The organism is Blastomonas sp. AAP53 (assembly GCF_000331245.1).
In the GTDB taxonomy this organism is placed as follows: Bacteria; Pseudomonadota; Alphaproteobacteria; order Sphingomonadales; family Sphingomonadaceae; genus Blastomonas.
Genome location: NZ_ANFZ01000006.1, coordinates 127,911 through 142,744, shown reverse-complemented (window position 1 = coordinate 142,744; position 14,834 = coordinate 127,911). Strand labels below are relative to the sequence as shown.

General features: G+C 63.8%; 15 protein-coding genes. 10 read left to right on the top strand and 5 right to left on the bottom strand.

Features of this window, described 5'->3' with window-relative positions:
* Nucleotides 1-33 precede the first annotated feature (33 nt).
* Both argS and D618_RS0103590 read right to left on the bottom strand, forming a co-directional pair.
* Nucleotides 34-1,770, bottom strand: coding sequence for an arginine--tRNA ligase (gene argS / locus D618_RS0103595; protein ID WP_017670123.1), 1,737 nt, complete (start codon nt 1,768-1,770; stop codon nt 34-36).
* 181 nt (nt 1,771-1,951) lie between these two features.
* Entirely contained in the window at nt 1,952-2,602 is a 651-nt protein-coding gene (locus tag D618_RS0103590; protein ID WP_040370250.1) for a hypothetical protein, read from the bottom strand.
* A gap of 199 nt (nt 2,603-2,801) precedes the next feature.
* Between D618_RS0103590 and ispH the strand changes: the two genes are divergently transcribed.
* Genes ispH through rnhA form a run of 3 tightly spaced genes read left to right on the top strand, consistent with a single transcriptional unit; the run spans nt 2,802 to nt 5,212 of the window.
* Nucleotides 2,802-3,767 carry a 4-hydroxy-3-methylbut-2-enyl diphosphate reductase gene (gene ispH / locus D618_RS0103585; protein ID WP_017670121.1) on the top strand — a complete coding sequence of 322 codons (966 nt, stop codon included), beginning with the start codon at nt 2,802-2,804 and terminating at the stop codon, nt 3,765-3,767.
* Nucleotides 3,767-4,738, top strand: a complete 972-nt coding sequence (gene thrB, locus D618_RS0103580; RefSeq protein ID WP_017670120.1) for a homoserine kinase — start codon at nt 3,767-3,769, stop codon at nt 4,736-4,738. The genes ispH and thrB overlap by 1 nt, the downstream gene beginning before the upstream one ends.
* A 36-nt stretch (nt 4,739-4,774) precedes the next feature.
* The gene (gene rnhA / locus D618_RS0103575) at nt 4,775-5,212 is read left to right on the top strand and encodes a ribonuclease HI (RefSeq protein WP_017670119.1); all 438 of its coding nucleotides are present in this window, start codon (nt 4,775-4,777) and stop codon (nt 5,210-5,212) included.
* Nucleotides 5,213-5,231: 19 nt separating this feature from the next.
* Here the strand turns inward: rnhA and D618_RS19245 are convergent, their stop codons facing one another.
* From D618_RS19245 to D618_RS17550, 3 genes are all read right to left on the bottom strand, one after another.
* The gene (locus tag D618_RS19245; protein ID WP_017670118.1) at nt 5,232-5,408 is read right to left on the bottom strand and encodes a YegP family protein; all 177 of its coding nucleotides are present in this window, start codon (nt 5,406-5,408) and stop codon (nt 5,232-5,234) included.
* A gap of 62 nt (nt 5,409-5,470) precedes the next feature.
* A complete protein-coding gene (locus tag D618_RS0103565) occupies nt 5,471-6,583 on the bottom strand; it encodes an FAD-dependent oxidoreductase (RefSeq protein WP_017670117.1) in 1,113 nt (370 codons plus the stop codon).
* Nucleotides 6,583-7,566 (bottom strand): alpha/beta hydrolase, encoded by a 984-nt coding sequence (locus tag D618_RS17550; protein WP_017670116.1) that lies wholly within the window; start codon nt 7,564-7,566, stop codon nt 6,583-6,585. Before D618_RS17550 ends, D618_RS0103565 begins: the two co-directional genes overlap by 1 nt.
* A 21-nt stretch (nt 7,567-7,587) precedes the next feature.
* On the opposite strand from D618_RS17550, the gene D618_RS0103555 reads away from it, so the two are divergent.
* From D618_RS0103555 to D618_RS0103525, 7 genes are read left to right on the top strand one after another with little or no spacing between them, the layout of a single operon-like run.
* Complete coding sequence (locus tag D618_RS0103555; protein ID WP_017670115.1) at nt 7,588-8,061, top strand: prepilin peptidase; 474 nt, start codon at nt 7,588-7,590, stop codon at nt 8,059-8,061.
* 41 nt (nt 8,062-8,102) lie between these two features.
* Nucleotides 8,103-9,137, top strand: coding sequence for a Flp pilus assembly protein CpaB (gene cpaB, locus D618_RS0103550; RefSeq protein WP_017670114.1), 1,035 nt, complete (start codon nt 8,103-8,105; stop codon nt 9,135-9,137).
* A complete protein-coding gene (locus D618_RS0103545; protein ID WP_017670113.1) occupies nt 9,134-10,816 on the top strand; it encodes a type II and III secretion system protein family protein in 1,683 nt (560 codons plus the stop codon). Before cpaB ends, D618_RS0103545 begins: the two co-directional genes overlap by 4 nt.
* Before the next feature lie 30 nt (nt 10,817-10,846).
* A complete protein-coding gene (locus D618_RS0103540; RefSeq protein WP_017670112.1) occupies nt 10,847-11,488 on the top strand; it encodes a CpaD family pilus assembly protein in 642 nt (213 codons plus the stop codon).
* The gene (locus tag D618_RS0103535; RefSeq protein ID WP_017670111.1) at nt 11,485-12,762 is read left to right on the top strand and encodes a P-loop NTPase; all 1,278 of its coding nucleotides are present in this window, start codon (nt 11,485-11,487) and stop codon (nt 12,760-12,762) included. The genes D618_RS0103540 and D618_RS0103535 overlap by 4 nt, the downstream gene beginning before the upstream one ends.
* A gap of 57 nt (nt 12,763-12,819) precedes the next feature.
* Nucleotides 12,820-13,791: a type II secretion system F family protein gene (locus tag D618_RS0103530; protein ID WP_017670110.1), complete on the top strand. Its 972-nt coding sequence runs from the start codon at nt 12,820-12,822 to the stop codon at nt 13,789-13,791.
* A 16-nt stretch (nt 13,792-13,807) separates the two neighbouring features.
* Entirely contained in the window at nt 13,808-14,806 is a 999-nt protein-coding gene (locus D618_RS0103525; RefSeq protein ID WP_152414515.1) for a type II secretion system F family protein, read from the top strand.
* Nucleotides 14,807-14,834 lie beyond the last annotated feature (28 nt).

Below are 14,834 nucleotides of genomic sequence, written 5' to 3'. Positions count from 1 at the left end.
ACTGCGCAGTCGCCTTGCCGAACTGGGGCGACGCTACATCTGTGTAGCAGCCTCCACCGCCATCAGCGCCAGGCCATTGGCGATGACTTGCCCGATATTTGCCGCCATGAAAAGCCTTGCGCCGCTGGACGCAGGATCGTGCGCCATAACGATACGCTTGTCAGGCCGATCATTGCCCAGGTTGAAGAACGCATGGAAGGCCGCGGCCAGATCGCCCAGATAAAACGCGATGCGGTGCGGCTCGCGATTGAGCGCCGCGGCTTCGACGATGCGCGGGAACTGTGCCGCCATCGCGATCAGCGCGTGTTCTTCCGTGCCGAGCAGATCGAGATGATCCGCCGATGCCGAAAGCCCCTCGCCTGCTGCCTTGCGCATGATCGAATGGATGCGCGCATGCGCATATTGCACGTAGAAGACCGGATTGTCCTTCGAGGCTTCGACGACCTTCTCGAAGTCGAACTCCATCTGCGCATCGGCCTTGCGAGTGAGCATCGTGAAGCGCACGACGTCCTTGCCAACCTCGTTCACGACGTCGGCGAGCGTGACAAAATTGCCGGAACGCTTCGACATCTTGAGCGGCTCCCCGCCGCGCATCAGCTTGACCATCTGCACCAGCCGCACATCGAACCGCGCGGGGCCGCTGGCCCGGTCCTCGGTCAGTGCCGCGACCGCCGCCTTGATCCGCTTGACGGTCCCAGCATGGTCCGCGCCCCAGATATCGATCAGCTGGTCGGCGGTTTCGGCCTTCTGATAGTGGTACGCAAGGTCCGCGCCGAAATAGGTCCAGCTGCCATCCGACTTGCGGATCGGGCGGTCCTGATCGTCGCCGAATTTGGTCGAGCGGAACAAGGGCAGCTCGACCGGCTCCCAATCCTCGATCACCTTGCCCTTGGGCGCTTCCAGCTCGCCATCATAGACCAGATCGCGTGCGCGCAGCACGGCTTCGGCAGCCTCGGGCTTGCCTGCGGCCTGCAGCTCGGCCTCTGACGAGAACACGTCGTGATGGATGCCGAGCAGTGCCAGATCGGCGCGGATCATGTCCATCATCGCGGCAACCGCACGCTTGCGGAACGAAGGCAGCCAGTCGGCCTCGGGCGCATTGGCATGCGTATCGCCCAGTTCAGCAGCGAGCTCCTTTGCCAGCGGCACCAGATAGTCGCCCGGATACAGGCCTTCGGGCATGTCGCCGCTTTCCAGCCCCAAGGCCTCGCGATAGCGCCAGTGCACCGAGCGCGCGAGCACATCGACCTGGCCACCTGCATCGTTGATATAATATTCGCGGATCACCTTGTGGCCCGAATATTCGAGCAACGTCGCCAAGGCATCGCCCACCACGGCACCCCGGCAATGGCCCATGTGCATCGGGCCGGTCGGGTTGGCAGAGACATATTCGATGTTGACCGTCACCCCCTTGCCCAGCTCCGACCGGCCGTAATCGGTGCCCAGCTGCGTGATGGCATTGAGCTCATCGGTCCATACCGAGGGAGCAAGCCGCAGGTTGAGGAAGCCGGGTCCGGCGATCTCGACTGCGGTCACTGCTTCGATCTTGCGCAACTCGCCTGCGATCGCTTCGGCCAGCGCGCGCGGATTGGTGCCGGCAGGCTTGGCGAGTACCATCGCGGCGTTGGTGGCCAGATCGCCGTGCGATGCATCGCGCGGCGGCTCGACGGTCAGCGCGCCACGATCCAGCCCGGCAGGCAGAGTGCCGCTGGCTTCCAGCGCGTCGAGCGCCTCGTGCAGATGCTGGGTGAAAAGCGTGTAGAGTGTCATGGTTAGGGCCTTGGTCGCGTTGCTCCTCTCCCTTTACGGGAGAGGATACGAAGCCTTGGCAGCTTGCTGCCTAGGCGAAGTGGGAAAGAGGCAGCCAAGCACCGGTCGTGCTCCCCGCCCTCTCCCTAGCTTCACTGCGTGAAGCTGTCCCTCTCCCGCGAAGGGAGAGGATAAAGCAGCTTCATCGCGTTGCGTTATACTGCAGCTGGTCCTGCGTCAGCTGGAAGCCGACGAGCAGTTCGAAGCTGGTGCGCTGCAGCGCGCTACGCACTTCCGGCACCGACAGCGGATCGATCGCGGCGTCCACATCGCCCGACTTGCGCTTGCGGGTGATGCGTTCGCGGATGTCCTCGGGCAATGTCGCAGCGGCCTTGTTGATATAGCCTGCGCCAGTCGCCTTGGCTTCGGCACGATAGGAGCCATCGGCAAAATTCAGCGTCACCGACCCCAATCGCTTGGCGACCACCGTATTGCCGCCGCGCATGACGGTAGCGAAATACGGCAGGGTGACCGTGCGCTGGCCGCGATTGTCGCTGCGCCGGGCAAAGACATCGAATGCCGCCGTTGCATAGATTTCCGCGCCGGTCTCGTCGCAGGTGGGGCGCACGTTTGTGATCGTCGCCACTACGTCGATCGCGCTGGCATCGCGGCTGGACGCGGGATTGAACACGGTCACGTCGCCGGTGTGCTCGGGGATCGCGGTATTGGGACAGGCCGACAGCGTGGATGCGACGCCGACGCCCGAATCCACCACCAGCTGGTTCTTCTCCGCGCAGCCCGAAAGGCCGAGAAGGGCAAGCCCTGCGCCTAATATGGCAACGGTCTGTTTCATGGGCAGATTGGGCATATGCAAACAAAAATCCTTCGAGGCCACAGTGCATCGCTCCTTATCTGCCCAAGGGTTTAAGCGCAACGGGCAGATTTCCGGCGCTCCGTCCCTGGCTTTGCGATCGAACGCGGTGCGGCTTGGGCTTTCCACCGCGCGCTGCATCGCCTAAGACAAGGACTGAACTACGAAAGCCTTTCTGAACATGACCGAAACCGCCCAGCCTCCGCTCCTGGTCAAGATCGCATCGCCGCGCGGCTTTTGCGCCGGTGTCGATCGCGCCATCGAGATCGTGGAACTGTCGCTCCATAAATATGGTGCGCCGGTCTATGTCCGGCACGAGATCGTCCACAACAAGTTCGTCGTCGACAGCCTGAAGGCGAAGGGCGCAATCTTCGTCGAGGAGCTGGACGAGGTCCCCGATGGCGTACCGGTGGTGTTTTCCGCGCATGGCGTGCCAAAGTCGGTGCCGCACAAGGCAGCCGAACGCGGCCTCAACTATCTCGACGCCACCTGCCCGCTGGTCTCCAAGGTCCACCGGCAGGCAGAGCGCCAGGTCGAGGCGGGTCGCCACATCATCTTCGTCGGCCACAAGGGGCATCCCGAGGTCGTCGGCACCTTCGGTCAGGTCGAGCCTGGCCATATGACTTTGGTCGAAACGGTCGAGGATGTCACCACGCTGCAAGTCGAGGACGAGACCCGGCTGGCCTTCCTCACGCAGACCACGCTGTCGGTCGATGACACCGCGGAAATCCTGACCGCGCTGCGCACGCGCTTCCCCGACATCGTTGGCCCGAAAGCAGAAGACATCTGTTACGCCACCTCGAACCGACAGGCGGCGGTCAAGGTAATGGCGGAAGATTGCGATCTGGTGCTGGTGATCGGCGCGCCCAACAGCTCGAACTCGCTGCGGCTGGTCGAGGTTGCCGAACGCGAAGGCACCCGCGCCAAGCTGATCCAGCGCGCGGTCGAAATCGAACTGCGCTGGTTCGACGGCGTCAAGACGCTGGGTCTGACAGCGGGCGCATCCGCTCCGGAAATCCTGGTGCGCGAGGTCATCGACGTGCTGGGGCGGCACTTCGACCTGACCGAAGAGCGGGTCAAGACCGTCGATGAACGCATCACCTTCAAGCTGCCCCGCGCGCTCGCCGAAGAGGTGGATGCTGCCTGATGGCCGTCTATACGCATGTCAGCGCCGAGATGATGGCGCGGTTTCTGGGCGACTATGACACAGGCGAACTGATCAGCTTCAAGGGTATCGCCGAAGGGGTCGAGAACAGCAACTTCCTGGTTGAAACGCGCGGCGGCGCCGATGGGCACCGGTTCATCCTGACGCTGTACGAAAAGCGCGTTGACCCGGCCGACTTGCCGTTCTTCATGGCGCTGCTCGATCATCTGGCGGAGCGCGGATGCCGCGTGCCGCGCGCGATTGCCGATCGGCAGGGCGTCCAGATCCGCGAGCTCGGCGGACGACCGGCCTGCCTGATCGAATTTCTGGAAGGCATTTCGCTCAGCACGCCCAATACCGCGCAAGCCCATGCGGCGGGCGCGGCGCTGGCCGAGCTGCATGTTGCGGTTGCCGATTTCCCCGGCGGACGGCCCAACAGCATGGGGCTGGCCAGCTGGCATGACCTGGCGGACAAATGCGCGGGCCAATGGCAGCAGATCGACCCCGATCTGGAGGGAATCGTCGCGCGCGAACTCGACTATCTGGACGCGCACTGGCCGACGGACCTGCCGCAATCGGTCATCCACGCCGATCTGTTCCCCGACAATGTGCTGATGCTGGGTGATACGGTCAGCGGCCTGATCGACTTTTATTTCTCGTGCCGTGATGCGCGCGCCTATGACCTGGCAGTGACTCACAGCGCCTGGTGCTTTTCCGGCGACGGCACCGAATTCGACGCGGCATTGTCTGAAGCATTGCTTGCAGGATATCGCAGCCATCTTGCCCTGACGGCCGAAGAACTGGCTGCGCTTCCCATTTTGGTACGCGGGGCAGCGTTACGCTTTACTTTAAGTCGCGCTTATGACTGGATAAATACACCCGCAGATGCTTTGGTGACCCGCAAGGATCCCATGGCCTTTGCCCGGCGGCTTTTGTTCTACGCAGACCCGGCCCAGTCCGGACTGCTCGGCTGAACCGGGCCAGAGGCATCAGGCAATGGTTGAGCAGGCATGAAAACGGTCGAAATATTCACAGATGGTGCGTGCAAGGGCAATCCCGGCCCGGGCGGCTGGGGTGCGATCATCCGCTACGGCAAGCACGAGAAGGAACTCTCGGGCGGCGAACCGGACACGACCAACAACCGCATGGAGATGACGGCCGCGATCCGCGCGCTCGAGATGCTGATCGAGCCGTGCAACGTCGTGCTGTATACCGACAGCACCTATGTGAAGGACGGCATCACCAAATGGGTGGCAGGCTGGCAGCGCAACGGCTGGAAGACCGCCTCAAAGAAGCCGGTGCGCAATGCCGATCTGTGGCATGAGCTGATCGGCGCGGTGGCGCGGCACCAGGTCGACTGGCGCTGGGTCAAGGGCCATGCCGGTCACCCGGAAAACGAACGCGCCGACCAGCTGGCGAGCGCCGCTGCCATGGCGGTGAGCCGCTAAGATCAGGCGCTAGCTTCGGTCAGCTATTGTCTTCGATCGGCGCGTCCGGGCCGTTTTTCTTGATCGATTCGATGGCATTCTTGGCCGATGCCTTGCTGGCATAGCCTTCGGTCGTGAACATCACTTCGGAATTGTACTTGAACCGCACGCGGAACTCGCCGGCCTTGTCCTTGGTGATCTCGAAACTGTGCGCCATCGACTCGACTCCCTCATTCTGGAGCCGATGTTATGAAATGTGCGCCTGCGCTGCCAGTGCGATCACGCAAGGCGCGCGGGATTATACATTTGCGCGTCGATGCCGCTCAGCATGGCATCGGGTGTCAGACCCAGCAGGATCGTCGCCGCCAGCCGTGCGGCAGCAGGGGCGGTCTGGATGCCAAAGCCGCCCTGGCCAGCAAACCAGAAGAAGCCCGGGCAATCGGCAGCAAAGCCGATCAGTGACAGCCGGTCGGGCGCAAAGCTGCGCTGCCCGGCCCAGCGATGCTCGACCGCCTCGATCTTCCAGTCGACGACATGGCTGAAACGGTCGATTGCCAACGCCATGTCCAGTTCGTCGGGCGCGGTATCGGCGGGATCTTCGGGGGTCTCGTCATGCGGGCTCAACCACAGACGCCCTGCCTCGGGCTTGAAATAATAGTCGCCCCTGACCCCCAATGTCAGCGGAAGATCGGGCGACGGCACCGGCGATGTGCGGATCTGCAACACGGTGCGCCGGAAAGGCTGGACGCCCAAAGGCCGCACGCCTGCGCGCGCTGCGACCGGGTCTGCCCAGGCACCAGCGGCGTTGACCAGCCATTTGGTGGTAAGCTGCTGTCCGGCCAGCGTGATCGTCCATCGCCCGTCGGCATAGTCTGCCCGCTCCAGCGGCGCGCGCAGCGCGATCGCCGCACCCGCGCGCCGTGCGACGGACAGAAACGCCTGATGCAGTCCGCCGACATCGATATCCTGGCAATCCGGCTCGTAGACCGCCGCCTGAATATCTGCCGCCAGCCCCGGCAGCAGCGCATCCAGCCGATCGCGGGACCAGCGTTCCATGGCAACGCCCGTCCCGGCGAAATCCGCCTCGAACACATCGAGCAGTGTCTCTTCGCCGACGCGCGCCAGTGTCAGCGCCCCGCGCGGCGCAAGAAAGCTGCGGTCGCCATAGCCCGGCGGCGGCGAATGCAGCCACGGGCCGGATGCCGTTGTCAGGGGCTGGACCTTGGGGCCGCCATAGCTTTCTGCCCAGAACGCCGCGGAGCGCCCGGTCGAATGATAGCCCGGCCGGTCCTCGGCCTCTGCGACCAGCACGCGGCAATGCGGCGCGATTTCCGCCGCAAGGCTGGCCCCGGCGATGCCGGCGCCGATGATCACGACGTCATAGTCCGACATCAGGCGGTCGCCTCGACCCTTTCAGCCTCTGCCGCGATCGCCTTGCGCGCCAGAAAATCGTCGATCGTCTGCAACACTCGGTCGCGGATCGGATCGACCTCGCGCAGGATCTCGTGCCGCGCCTCGCGCCCGAAGGCGAGCAGTTCGGCCCCCGGAATCCGCGCGGCAGCGGCCAGCGTCGCCTTGTTGTCGACCAGCTGGTCGGCGCTGGTGCCGATCAGCAGCATCGGCACGCGCACCTTCTCCCATTGGCCAGGAGCATTGAGCCGGATGTTCGATTCATACGCGCGTTCGACCCAGTGCCAGCTGGCAGGGCCCATCACCAGCTCGGGGCGCTCACCCCACCACCACAGCTCGTCGGCGTACCGATCATTGTCGTGGGTCAGCAGCGTCTGGCGGATGGCGAGCGGCGACGCCGGCTTTTCGCTCACCTTCCACGCCGGGCGTTCAGGCTTGCCCAGACCGCGCATGACGCGCGTGACCAGATGGCCGAACGACATCGGCAGGCCCAGGCCCTTGAGGCCCAGCATCGGCGCGCTGAGCACCGCAGCGTCAGGGTCGATACGCTTTTCCTGAATGGCGCGCGCCACCAGATGCCCGCCCATGCTGTGGCCGATGACGACATGCGGGCCGGGGTGCGACGCCGCCCAGTCTGCCCACAGCCCGGCAATGTCTTCGATCCACTGCGCAAAATCCTGGATATGGCCGACATATTGGTGATCGGTCATGCGGCCACTGCCGCCCTGCCCGCGCCAGTCGGCAGAGGTGACGTTCCACCCCTGCGATTGCCAATATGCCAGCGTTTCGAGGTATTTTTCGTAGATGTCACCGCGGCCGGGCATGAACAGGATCGAACCGCGCGGTGACCCTTCGGCCATCCAGTCGATCCGCCGCAAAGGCCAGCCATCGGCTGCCGTCCAGCGGCTTTCGACGGCACCTGCAGGAATTGCGCGCCGATCAATGGTTACTTTTTGGTAAGTCATCGTCGCTATACGCCAAGCCCCATGGAAAACGGTCCTCTCGTCTACGGTCTGCTGGCTGCATTGGCAATCGCGCTGTTGCACGCGGCGTATACCGATATCCTGCGCCGCGAGATCGAGGATTGGCTGAATGCCGCCATCGCGCTTGCCGCCCCGCTGTTCTGGTGGGCCTGCGGACTTTCCTTCTGGCCAGACATGGCCCTGCAGCTCGCCTTGGGCGCGGGCGTGTTCGTGTTTTTTGCTTTGATGTTCGCCATCGGTGCGATGGGGGGCGGTGATGTCAAGCTGCTCGGGGCTGTCGCCCTGTGGTTCCCGTGGGTCGATATGGCGCGGATCACGATCATCATGTCGCTGGTCGGCGCGGCACTGACCCTGATCGTCCTGGCCGAGCACCGTCTGCGCAAAAAGCAAGGCCAGCCCGAGGTGCCCTATGGCGTTGCCATCGCTGCTGCGACGCTGTGGCCCGTTGGCGAACGGTTTTTTAACCATTTTGCGTGAAAAGATCAATATTCTGAAGGACTTTGGGGGCTGTTTTTGCCATGGATAAACGGAAAGTCATCCTGCTGGTAGGAGCGCTGTTGATCGCGCTCTGCACGGCCTTTCTCGCCCGGAGCCTTTTCACCGGATCGGCCGCGCCAGAAGTGACAGCCGCGCCGCAACAGGTCGTCCCCAGCGGCCCGCGCGTGCTTGTGGCCAACCGCTCGCTGCCCGTCGGCACCATCATCACGCCAGACAGTGTCGCCTTTCAGCCCTGGCCCAGCGAACTGGTGAGCAACGCCTATTTCCTTGAAGCCGAGTCCAAGATCGATTCGCTGCTCGGCACCGTGGTGCGCAACCCCGTCACCGCTGGCCAGCCCGTCACCCAGGGTTCGCTGGTCAAGCCCGGCGACCGCGGCTTCCTTGCAGCGGCACTGGGCCCCGGCATGCGCGCGGTCACGGTGCCAGTTTCGGCCCGCACCGGCGTTGCAGGCTTTGTCTTTCCCGGCGACCGGGTCGATCTGGTGCTGACGCAGTCCGTCAGCGGCGACGAGGGTCCTTCGCTCAACGCGTCTGAAACGATCATCCGCAACCTGCGCGTGCTGGCCACCGACCAGCGCGTGAACGCCGAAAACGCCGAGGGCAAGACCGAGGTCATCGCCTTCACCACCGTGACGGTGGAAGCCACACCCAAGCTGGCGGAAAAGATTGCGGTCGCCCAGACCATCGGCACGCTCAGCCTGTCGCTGCGCTCGATCGCCGATAACGAAGCCGAACTGGAACGCTCGATGGCCGCAGGCGACATCAAGCTGCCCGAAGGCGCGGATCGCAAGACCGAAGACAAGATGCTCAAGGCCTATGCCACGCGGCCCGTCGACACCGATGTGACGTATGTGACGGGCGGCGACGTATCCCGTTTCCAGCGCCGGTCGATGCCGTCCACGGGCGGCAACCGTCGCCAGAGCGAATATAACGGATCATCCGCTCCCGCTGGGGCACCTGCCGCTTATGTCAGCGCACCTTCCGCGCCCACCGGCCCGGTCGTCAGGGTCGCGCGTGGAAATACAGTGACCGAAGTTTCGGTCGGAGGAAAATGACCATGCGTTTTTCCAAAGTCCTCAAAGGCGCGCTTCTTTGCGGCGCAGTGGCGGCGATCGGTTCGCTGACCGGCATCGCACCGATTGCCGGCAGCCAGGCCATCGCCCAGTCTGCCGCGCAGCGCCCGGCTGAAACGCTGGTCCTGTCAATCGGCCGAGGCCAGCTGATCCAGCTGCCCGGCGTGATGACCGATCTGTTCGTAGCAGACACCGGCATCGCCGACGTTCAGGTCAAGTCGTCCAAGCAGCTCTATGTCTTCGGCAAGGCCGGAGGCGAGACCACCCTGTATGCCAGCAACGCGGCCGGTCAGGTGGTCTATTCGGCCACCGTGCGAGTCGGATCGAACCTCGATTCGATCGATCAGATGCTGACGCTGGCCATGCCCGATGCCAAGGTCCGCGTCAGCACGCTGAACGGGGTGGTCCTGCTGACCGGAACCGTGGGCGCTCCAGTGGACAGCGCCGAAGCCGAGCGACTGGTACAGGCCTTTGTCGGCGACAACGTCAAGGTGATCAGCCGGCTGGCGACCGCGACCCCGATGCAGGTCAACCTGCAGGTCCGCATCGCCGAGGTCAGCCGCTCGCTGGTCAAGGAGATCGGCGCGAACCTGCTGACTCGCGACACGACCGGCGGTTTCCAGTTCGGAATCGGTCGTGCATCGCGCAATTTTGCCTCGATTGGCAACACGCTGGATATCACCACCCTGCCGCGCATTGATGCGTCGGCCCAGTTCGGCCTGCCCGCAGGCACGCTGTCGCTGCCGTTCAATCCGGCAACCGGTCAGTTCGTCACCGGCGGCGCCACCACCGTCTTTACCAACGGAATTGACGGCAAGACGGCCATCCAGGCCGCAGGACGTCTGTTCGGCGTCGATATTGCCAGCGCCTTCGATCTGGCCGAACAGGTTGGCCTCGTCACCACGCTCTCGCAGCCCAACCTGACGACGCTGTCAGGCGAAACCGCAGACTTTCTGGCAGGTGGCGAATTCCCGATCCCCATCAACCAGGGTTTCGGCGCGACAACCATCGAGTACCGGCAGTTCGGTGTGAGCCTGGCCTATACGCCCACGGTTCTGGCCAATGGCCGCATCTCGATGCGCGTCCGGCCCGAAGTGTCCGAACTGTCGTCGGCAGGGTCGGTAACCTTGGGGGGCTTCCAGGTTCCCGCGCTGACCACGCGCCGGGCTGAAACCACGATCGAGCTGGGTTCTGGCGAAAGCTTCATGATCGCAGGCCTGCTCAGCAACAATTCGCAGGACCTGGTCGACAAGGCCCCGGGCCTGGGCGACATGCCGGTGCTGGGCAACCTGTTCAAGTCATCGAACTTCCGCAAGGGCGAGACCGAACTGGTCATCGTGGTGACGCCGTATCTGGTGAAGCCGGTCAACGCCAATGACATCAAGATGCCGACCGATGGCTTCCGCACCCCCGATGAACTGCAACGGTTGATCAACAACCAGCAGTCCGATGGGATCAGCGGCGGCAACCGGCCCATGCCCAGCGTGGCACCGGCTGAGGGCGGCGGCGCACCCGAATTCGGCGCGCTGCCCGCACAGCCGCGCGCGCTGCCCTCTGCCCCCGCAAAGCCGCAGCGCGATGCGAAAAAGGCAAAGGCGTCCGGCAAGAATGGCGGCAAGCCTTCCGATATGGCCGCCGCCCCCGGTTTTTCGTTCGATTAAGGCCAGCGACCCGCTCTGAGGAGAATATCTATGCGCGCATATCATGCAGCCATCGCAGCAGCGGCCGTGCTGACCTTGTCCGGCTGTGGCAACATGGCCAGCAATCGGATGCTCGAAAGCGTCCATCAACCCGTGGTCTCGCGGGAGAATTACACCCTTGATCTCGACGCCCAGGGCGGATCGCTGCCGAGCCAGGAACAGCGCCGGCTGGCCGAATGGTTTCAGGCGATGGATCTTGGCTATGGTGATCGCGTCGCGATCGACGACCCCGCCGGCCGCAACGTTGTCGTGAAGGCTGCGATCGAGGCCGCCGCATCGCGCCATGGCCTGCTGGTGGGGGATGTCGCCCCGGTCACCGGTGGCCAGATTGCCGCAGGCACGGTGCGCGTTGTCGTCTCCCGCAGCTTTGCCAACGTGCCGGGATGCCCTGATTGGCAAACCAAGCTTGAAATGAACTATCGCAACGCCACCAGCAGCAACTTCGGTTGCGCCGTGAACAGCAATATTGCCGCCATGGTCGCGAACAAGGAAGACCTTGTGCGCGGCGAACCGGGCGCATTGACGGTTTCGACGCAACGGTCAGACGCTGCCATCAAGCAGTATCGCGAGGCTCCTCCCACCGGAGCGCAGGGTCTCAAGGAAAGCACGCTAACGCCGGGAGGATCGCAGTGAACGCACCCTGGAAACCAGGCGTAACCGCCAATCGCGACCCGTTCGCGGCCTATATCTGCGACGATACGACGCTCGACATCGTGCGGTCCCTGGCCATCAACATGGGCTGGCCGTCGGAAAAATGCAGCAAGGGCGGTCTGCGCAACGCGGTACAGTCGCTATCGATCACCGCTAGCCCCAACATCCTGCTGGTTGATCTTTCGGAATCGGGCGATCCGCTCAACGATATCAACGCCCTTGCCGAAGTGTGCGAGCCTGGCACCGTCGTGATCGCGATGGGACAGGTCAACGACGTGCGCCTGTACCGGGACCTGATCGCCAGCGGTCTGCACGACTATCTGCTCAAGCCGGTGGGGCCAGACCAGATCCGTGATACGATCCTGCAGGCGCAGGCGATGCTGAACGCACCCAAGGCCGGAGAGGTTTCGACCGAGCGCGCGCATGTCAGCATCATGGTCATCGGCACGCGCGGCGGCGTGGGCGCATCGACCGTGGCGACCTCGCTCGCCTGGCAGCTCAGCAAGAATGCCGGGCGCATGACAGCCCTGCTGGACCTGGACCTGCATTTCGGCACCGGCGCGCTGACGATGGACCTGGAGCCGGGCCGCGGCCTGACTGACGCCATCGACAACCCCAGCCGCATCGACGGCCTGTTCATCGAACGCGCGATGATCAAGGCCAATGACAAGCTGTCGATCCTGTCAGCAGAGGCGCCGATCAGCTCTCCGCTGATCACCGATGGCACCGCATTCTTTCAGCTGCAGGAAGAATTCCGTCACGCCTTTGAAAACACCGTCGTCGATCTGCCCAGGCAGATGCTGATCGATTACCCGCACCTTGTTGCCGATACGAACATCGCGGTGCTGGTAACCGAACTGACCCTGGCATCGGCGCGCGACGCGATCCGTCTGCTCGCCTGGCTCAAGAGCAATGCGCCTGCCGCGCGGGTGCTGGTGGTGGCCAACAAGGTGCAACCCGCCACGCTGGAAATCACCCGGGCAGACTTCGAGACGACGATCGAACGCAAGATCGATTTTCTGATCCCCGCCGACCCCAAGACCGCGGCACAGGCCGCCAAGCTGGGTCAGCCCTTCTGCGAGGCCGGCAAGTCGACCAAGGCGGGCGCGGTCATGAAATCGCTCACCGATCGTTGCCTGGGCCTGGCCGAGGAAGAAGCGGTGGCCGAGAAGGATACAGGCGGCGCGAAGAAATCGCTGCTGGGCAAGTTTGGCGATTTCAAGTCGCTGCTGCCTGCCAAGCCGAGCAAGAAGTAACCGGCAAAGCCACCCCCGTTCGCGGGGTGGCGGGCCGACATTGCGAGTAGATGGCGCATGGATATGGTGCAGACATTGCTGTTGGCGGCGGGCCTGGCGAGCGTCCTCGGGATGGTCGTCATGGCCTTTGCGGGTCCGTCATCGCAAAAGGAGCTGCAGCGGCGGGTTCTGGCCGTCCGCGAACGGCACAGCGAAAGCGCCAGCGCCAAGGTCGAAGCGCAGATGCGCAAGGCCATCGCCAACCGCAAGCCGCGCTTCAACCAGAGCGGCGAGGAGCTGACCAAGACCCAGATGCTGGCCCGCCGTCTGGCGATGACCGGCAAGCACTGGACGGTCGCGCAGTTCACCCAGATCGTGGTCGGGCTGGGCCTGGCGGTCGCGGTGCTGGTCTATCTTCGCTCCGGCCAGGTCATGATGAGCCTGTTCATCGGATCCGCGCTGGGCTTTGGCCTGCCGCATATGGTCGTCGGCCATTTCATCAAACGCCGGCTCAGCCAGTTCACCGCCCGCTTTCCGGATGCTATCGATCTGCTGGTGCGTGGTTTGCGCTCTGGCCTGCCAGTCACCGAGACGCTGCAGGTCGTTGCCAAGGAAGTTCCGGGCCCGGTGGGCGAGGAATTCAAGCTGGTGACAGAGCGGATCAAGATCGGCCGATCGATGGAAGACGCGCTGCAGGAAAGCGCCAACCGGCTGCAAACGCCCGAGTTCAACTTCTTCTGCATCACCCTGGCCATCCAGCGGGAAACCGGCGGCAACCTGGCCGAGACGCTCTCCAACCTGGGGGCCGTGCTGCGCTCGCGCTCGCAGATGAAGCTGAAGATCAGGGCGCTGTCCTCTGAATCCAAGGCATCGGCCTATATCGTGGGTTCGCTGCCCTTTCTCGTCTTCCTGATGATCTGGTGGGTCAATCCCGCCTATCTGGCCGGCTTTTTCGCTGAAGAGCGGCTGATGATCGCCGGCCTCGGCGGGCTGCTCTGGATGGCCATCGGCGTGTTCATCATGGCCAAGATGGTCAGTTTCGAAATCTGATCGGGGGGAGGACAACATGCAGAACATGGCTAATCCTACCCTGATGGGGGTCGACGTGGTCCTGGTTGCGACACTGCTGGCCGCCGTGGCGACCCTGGCAGTGATCATCGCGATCTATGCCGCAACCACGGTGCGCGATCCCATGGCCAAGCGGGTCAAGGCGCTGAACGAACGGCGCGAGCAGCTGAAGGCCGGGATCACCGCATCCACCGCCAAGAAGCGCGCGCGGATCGTTCACAAGAACGACACCACCGACAAGATGCGCAGCACGCTGCAATCGCTGCGGGTGCTGCAGGACGAACAGCTGAAGGCCGCGCAACAGAAGCTGGCGCAGGCCGGCATCCGCTCAAAAGATGTCGCCGTGGCCATCATCTTTGGCCGCATGGTGCTGCCGATCGCCTTGGGCGGCATGGCTGCGCTGCTGATCTACGGCCTGGGCGTGCTGGTGCCCGACTGGACCCCAATGAAGAAGTTCGGCCTGTTCGCTGCGATCCTGATCGGCAGCTACAAGGCCCCCGACCTGTTTGTTCAGAACATCATCACCAAGCGCACCGATGCCATCCGCAAGGGCCTGCCCGATGCGCTCGATCTTCTGGTGATCTGCGCCGAGGCAGGGCTTACCGTCGATGCTGCGTTCAACCGGGTCGCCAAGGAACTGGGCCGCGCCTATCCCGAACTGGGTGACGAGTTCGCGCTGACCGCGATCGAACTGGCGTTCCTGACCGAACGGCGCCAGGCGTTTGAAAACCTGGCCTATCGTGTGGCGCTGGACGCGGTGCGCGGTGTCGTCACCACGATGATCCAGACCGAGAAATACGGCACACCGCTGGCGTCAGCCCTGCGCGTGCTGTCCGCCGAATTCCGCAACGAACGGATGATGCGCGCCGAAGAAAAGGCTGCGCGCCTGCCCGCGATCATGACCATCCCGCTGATCCTGTTCATCCTGCCGACGCTGTTCGTCGTCATTCTGGGTCCTGCCGCCTGTTCGATCGCCGACGCTTTCGGCAAGCAGTGATCCCGGGCCGCGCGACGCATCGCGTAAG

Coding starts and splice junctions, on each gene's coding strand:
- D618_RS0103565 (WP_017670117.1), bottom strand. CDS start 6,583: ATGTCGGACTATGACGTCGTGATCATCGGCGCCGGCATCGCCGGGGCC.
- D618_RS0103525 (WP_152414515.1), top strand. CDS start 13,808: ATGCAGAACATGGCTAATCCTACCCTGATGGGGGTCGACGTGGTCCTG.
- D618_RS0103540 (WP_017670112.1), top strand. CDS start 10,847: ATGCGCGCATATCATGCAGCCATCGCAGCAGCGGCCGTGCTGACCTTG.
- D618_RS0103555 (WP_017670115.1), top strand. CDS start 7,588: ATGGAAAACGGTCCTCTCGTCTACGGTCTGCTGGCTGCATTGGCAATC.
- D618_RS0103590 (WP_040370250.1), bottom strand. CDS start 2,602: ATGAAACAGACCGTTGCCATATTAGGCGCAGGGCTTGCCCTTCTCGGC.
- cpaB (WP_017670114.1), top strand. CDS start 8,103: ATGGATAAACGGAAAGTCATCCTGCTGGTAGGAGCGCTGTTGATCGCG.
- rnhA (WP_017670119.1), top strand. CDS start 4,775: ATGAAAACGGTCGAAATATTCACAGATGGTGCGTGCAAGGGCAATCCC.
- D618_RS0103530 (WP_017670110.1), top strand. CDS start 12,820: ATGGATATGGTGCAGACATTGCTGTTGGCGGCGGGCCTGGCGAGCGTC.
- argS (WP_017670123.1), bottom strand. CDS start 1,770: ATGACACTCTACACGCTTTTCACCCAGCATCTGCACGAGGCGCTCGAC.
- D618_RS17550 (WP_017670116.1), bottom strand. CDS start 7,566: ATGACTTACCAAAAAGTAACCATTGATCGGCGCGCAATTCCTGCAGGT.
- thrB (WP_017670120.1), top strand. CDS start 3,767: ATGGCCGTCTATACGCATGTCAGCGCCGAGATGATGGCGCGGTTTCTG.
- ispH (WP_017670121.1), top strand. CDS start 2,802: ATGACCGAAACCGCCCAGCCTCCGCTCCTGGTCAAGATCGCATCGCCG.
- D618_RS0103545 (WP_017670113.1), top strand. CDS start 9,134: ATGACCATGCGTTTTTCCAAAGTCCTCAAAGGCGCGCTTCTTTGCGGC.
- D618_RS19245 (WP_017670118.1), bottom strand. CDS start 5,408: ATGGCGCACAGTTTCGAGATCACCAAGGACAAGGCCGGCGAGTTCCGC.